6 protein-coding genes are annotated in these 5075 nt (G+C 56.4%); all 6 read right to left on the bottom strand.

The annotated features are described in order from the left end of the window. Nucleotides 1-695: lactonase family protein (locus tag GZ78_RS23065; RefSeq protein WP_034841537.1), on the bottom strand; the 695-nt coding region annotated here is incomplete at its 3' end. 137 nt (nt 696-832) lie between these two features. Further along, nucleotides 833-958: a hypothetical protein gene (locus tag GZ78_RS30735; RefSeq protein WP_269078788.1), complete on the bottom strand. Its 126-nt coding sequence runs from the start codon at nt 956-958 to the stop codon at nt 833-835. Beyond that, nucleotides 942-2072, bottom strand: a complete 1131-nt coding sequence (locus tag GZ78_RS23060) for a lactonase family protein (protein ID WP_161787475.1) — start codon at nt 2070-2072, stop codon at nt 942-944. The genes GZ78_RS30735 and GZ78_RS23060 overlap by 17 nt, the downstream gene beginning before the upstream one ends. A gap of 251 nt (nt 2073-2323) precedes the next feature. Next, nucleotides 2324-3901: a lactonase family protein gene (locus tag GZ78_RS23055; protein WP_034841532.1), complete on the bottom strand. Its 1578-nt coding sequence runs from the start codon at nt 3899-3901 to the stop codon at nt 2324-2326. Between the two features lie 206 nt (nt 3902-4107). Next, nucleotides 4108-4314, bottom strand: a complete 207-nt coding sequence (locus GZ78_RS29150) for a hypothetical protein (RefSeq protein WP_152558903.1) — start codon at nt 4312-4314, stop codon at nt 4108-4110. A 17-nt stretch (nt 4315-4331) separates the two neighbouring features. Continuing rightward, a partial coding sequence (locus GZ78_RS23050; RefSeq protein WP_034841529.1) for a lactonase family protein occupies nt 4332-5075 on the bottom strand: 744 nt, incomplete at its 5' end.

Genomic DNA, 5075 nt, shown 5'->3' with positions numbered 1-5075 from the left:
AGGGTAACATCCAGGGCACCGTTCAGCTCATGAGTGTTGCCGTCACGATAGATACGAGGGTTCGAGAGCCCGCCGTCGCTGGCCACGTCGTACACTGACAGGGCATCCCCCAAAAAGGCTGTTACGTACAGGTGTTGCCCTTCGGGGCTGAGGGCAACACTTCTAGCGCCGTCCAGCTCATGAGTGTCGAAGTCATGGTAAATACGGGGGTTGGAAAGCGCGCCGTCGCTGGCCACGTCATACACCGACAGGGCATCACCGTCAAAGGCCGTTACGTACAGGTGTTGCCCGTCGGGGCTAAGGTCGACACCCAAAGCGCCGTCCAGCTCATGAGTGTCGTCGTCACGGTAAATACGGGGGTTGGAGAGCGTGCCGTCGCTGGCCACGTCGTACACCGACAGGGCATTCCCCAAATAGGCCGTTACGTACAGGTGTTGCCCGTCGGGGCTGAGAACGACACCCGTAGCGCCGTTCAGCTCATGAGTGTTGCCGTTATGGTAAGTGACCGGGTTAATGAGAGAGCCCGGCTCATTAACCACCTCACCACTGGCAGGTTGTAGTATGCACAGGCTGATCACTGCTAATTGAACCACAAAGACACAGGCACCCTGCCAGCGTGGCCAAAGGGCTTTTACCCTTCTGGAAGAAAAAGCTGTGCTTTGTGTTGCAGTTGATTTTTTTGCGCTGAATATCATGAGTTATGCCTCTCGCACCCGTTGGTTATGGAGGTATCCGGTTCCGGCTCTTCCCAACTCCTTTGGGTGGACATCCAGTGTAATTCAGTTTTCTGGGGGCGACAGGACAACCTTCATTGAGCCTGTTTTGCACGGTGTTAAGCCCAGCAGACCCTTCCGATAACCGCCGCCCCGATCACTGCAACTCCGGAAGTGACCGTGCCAGCGACAGCTCCATAATCTCTTTCATTCTCCCCTTCCATCTCATCAACGGGAGGTGTCATGGATCACCTGATACACCGACAGGGCATGCCCCTTACCGGCCGTTACGTACAGGTGTTGCCCGTCGAGGCTCAGGGCGACACTAATAGCACCGTTCAGCTTACTAGAGTTGCTGTCCTGGTAAATACGGGGGTTGGAGAGCGCACCGTTGCTGGCCACGTCGTACACTGACAAGGCATTCCCAACAAAGGCCGTTACATACACGTGTCGCCCGTCGCGGCTCAGGGTAACATCCAGGGCACCGTTCAGCTCATGAGTGTTGCCGTCACGATAGATACGAGGGTTGGAGAGTGCGCCATCGCTGGCCACGTCGTACACCGACAGGGCGTCCCCGTCATAGGCCGTTACGTACAGGTGTTGCCCGTCGGGACTCAGTGTAACAACCCAGGCACCGTCCAGCTCATGAGTGTTGTCGCTACGGTAAATACGGGGGTTGGAGAGCGCGCCGTCGCTGGCCACGTCGTATACGGACAGGGCATCTCCCAAAAAGGCTGTTACGTACAGGTGTTGCCCGTCGGGGCTCAGGATAACATCCAAGGCACGGAACAGATCATGAGGGTTGCTGCTACGATAAATTCGGGGATTAGAGAGAGAGCCGTCGCTGGCCACGTCGTACACTGACAGGGCATTCCCCAAAAAGGCTGTTACGTACAGGTGTTGCCCGTCGGGGCTCAGGGCGACACCCATAGCGCCGTTCAGCTCATGAGTGTCGCCGTCACGGTAAATACGGGGGTTGGAGAGCGCACCGTCGCTGCCCACGTCGTACACCGACAGGGCATTCCCTAAAGCGGCCGTTACGTACAGGTGTTGCCCGTCGGGGCTGAGGGCGACACCAAAAGCGCCGTCCAGCTCATGAGTGTTACCGTCACCATAAATACGGGGGTTGGAAAGCGTACCGTCACTGGCCACGTCGTACACCGACAGGGCATCCCCAAAATAGGCCATTACATACAGGTGTTGCCCGTCGGGGCTGAGGACGGCACCACTGGCGCCATTCAGCTCATGAATTTTGCCGTTATGGTAAGTGACCGGGTCAATGAGAGACCCCGGCTCATCAACCACCTCACCACTAGCAGGTTGCAGTACGCAAAGGCTGGTGACTGCCAACTTAGCCACAAAGATACATACACCCCGCCAGCATGACCAAGGGGCTTTCACCCTCTTGGCAGAAAAATCCGTGCTTGGTGTTGCCGCTGATGGTTTTGCACTGAATATCATGAGTTATGACCTCTTGTACCCGTTGGTTATGGAGGTATCCGGTTCTGGCTTTTCCCAACTCCTTTGGGTGGGCATCCAGTGTAGTTCAGTTTTCTGGGGACGAGGTGACAACCTTTATTGAGCCTGTTTTGTACGGACAGATCAGTGTGTCACTGCTTGTTCTGCATTTCATAAATGGCGCTTTTGAGTTTTGTACGGTGTGTAGCCCAGCAGACCATTCCGATCACCACAGATACAACCGCCCCGGTCACTACGGCTCCGGTAGTGACCGCGCCAGCAATAGTTCCATAATCTCTTTCGTTCTCTCCTTCCACTTCAATGGAAGGCATCATGGAAGATGTCATAGAAGGCGTTATGGAAGGAGAAAACCCGTCAGTGGATATCGGGCGGCCTTCCAGGCTCGGGCTCGTCATGGCTGAATGCGTGAGAGAGTAGACCAGGGTATGTGTGTCCATGCCGGGGTTAATGCTGGCTGAATGTTCGAGGGAGTATAAGGAGGTGTTTGTTTCCACAGCCTGGACCACCTGATACACCGACAGGGCATCCCCCTCATAGGCCGTTACGTACAGGTGTTGCCCGTTGGGGCTGAGGGCGACACCCAAAGCACCGTCCAGCTCATGAGTGTCGCCGTTACGGTAAATACGGGGATTGGAGAGCGCTCCGTCGTTGGCCACGTCGTACACCGACAGGGTATCCCCAATAGTGGCCGTTACGTACAGGTGTTGTCCGTCGGGGCTCAGGGTAACACCCTGGGCACCGTCCAGCTCATGAGTGTCGTTATTATGGTAAATACGGGGGTTGGAAAGCGCGCCGTCGCTGGCCACGTCGTACACCGACAGGGTATCCCCAATAGTGGCCGTTACGTACAGGTGTTGTCCGTCGGGGCTCAGGGCAACATTCCTGGCACCGCTCAGCTCATGAGTGTCGTCGTCACGATAGATACGGGGATTGGAGAGCGAGCCGCCGCTGGCCACGTCGTACACCGACAGGGCATTCCCAAAAAAGGCCGTTACGTACAGGTGTTGCCCGTCGGGGCTGAGGGCGACATCCGCAGCACCGTCCAGCTCATGAGTGTCGTCGTTACGGTAAATACGGGGGTTGGAGAGCGTGCCGTCGCTGGCCGCGTCGTACACCGACAGGGCATGCCCCCAAGTGGCCGTTACGTACAGGTGTTGCCCATTGGGGCTCAGGGCGACACCCAAAGCACCGTCCAACTCATGAGTGCCGTCGTTACGGTAAATGCGGGGGTTGGTGAGCGCGCCGTCGCTGGTCACGTCGTACACCGACAGGGCATCCCCCTCAGCGGCCGTTATATACAGATGCTGCCCGTCGGGGCTGAGGATGACACCCGTAGCGCCGTCCAGCTCATGAGTGTCGTCGTTACGGTAAATACGGAGGTTGGAGAGTGTGCCGTTGCTGGCCACGTCGTACACCGACAGGGCATCCCCTACAGAGGCCGTTACGTACAGGTGTTGCCCGTCGGGACTGAGGACGACACCTGCAGCACCGTCCAGCTCATGAGTGTCGTCGTTATGGTAAATGACCGGGTTAATGAGAGACCCCGGCTCATTTACCACCTCACCACTAGCAGGTTGCAGTACGCAAAGGCTGGTGATTGCCAGCTGAGCCACAAAGACACAGACACTCTGCCAGCACGGCCAAGGGGCTTTCCTTGCAGAAAAAACCGTGCTTGGTGTTGCCGCTGATGATTTTGCACTGAATGTCATGAATTATGGCCCTTGTACCCGCTGGTTATGGAGGTATCCGGTTCCGGCTCTTCCCAACTCCTTTGGGTGGACATCCAGTGTAGTTCAGTTTTCTGGGGACGAGGTGACAACCTTTATTGAGCCTGTTTTGTACGGGCGGGTGTGCTGGAATAGCGTCCCGGAATAGCGCTCTCCTAACTCAGCAGTGTGTCACTACTTTTCGTCATTTAATCAATGGCGCTTTGGGGTTTTGCACGGTGTAAAGCCTTGTAGATCATTTCGACAACCACCACAGACACTATCGCCCCGGGCACTGCGACTATGGGAAGCTTATAAGTCTTGTCGTCACGGTAAATACGGGGATTGGAGAGAGAACCGTCGCTGGCCACGTCGTACACCGACAGGGCATCCCCCTTATAGGCTGTTACGTACAAGTGTTGCCCGTCGGGGCTCAGGGTGACATCCTAACCACCGCACAGTCTATGAATGTTATTAACACGATAGATACGCAATATGCCACGATAGATAAGTCAACGTTCAGCTCATGAGTATCGACGTTACGATAGACACGAGGGTTGGAGAGCGCGCCGTTACGATAGACACGAGGGTTGGAGAGCGTGCCGTTGCTGGCCACGTCGTACACCGACAGAGTACCCTCACGCCGCTTAGAGGCCGTTACATACAGGTGTTGCCCGTCGGGGCTCAGTGTCATATCCCTGACACCGAACAGCTTATTATTAGAAGCTAAATAACGGCGATTGGAGAGCGCGCCGTCGCTGGCCACGTCGTACACCGACAGAGTATCCCTGTCATGGGCCGTAACGTACAAGTGTTGCCCGTCGGGACTCAGGGCTACACCCCAGGCGCCATTCAACTGATGAATGTTCCCGTGACGGTAAATACGGGGGTTGGAGAGTGCGCCATCGCTGGCCACGTCGTACACCGACAGGGCATCCCCGATAAGGGCCGTTACGTACAGGTGCTGCCCGTCGGGACTCAGGGCGACATTCCAGGCGCCGTCCAGCTCATAAATGTTGTCGCTACGGTAAATACGGAGATTGGAGAGTGCGCCATCGCTGTCCACGTTGTACACCGACAGGGTCCCTCCTAAATAGGTCGTTACGTACAGGTGTTGGCCGTCAGGGCTCAGGGCGACACCCAAAGCGGTTTTCAGCTCATGAGTGTTGCCATCACG

The organism is Endozoicomonas numazuensis, assembly GCF_000722635.1.
In the GTDB taxonomy this organism is placed as follows: domain Bacteria; phylum Pseudomonadota; class Gammaproteobacteria; order Pseudomonadales; family Endozoicomonadaceae; genus Endozoicomonas_A; species Endozoicomonas_A numazuensis.
This window is presented reverse-complemented; position numbering and strand designations above follow the sequence as displayed.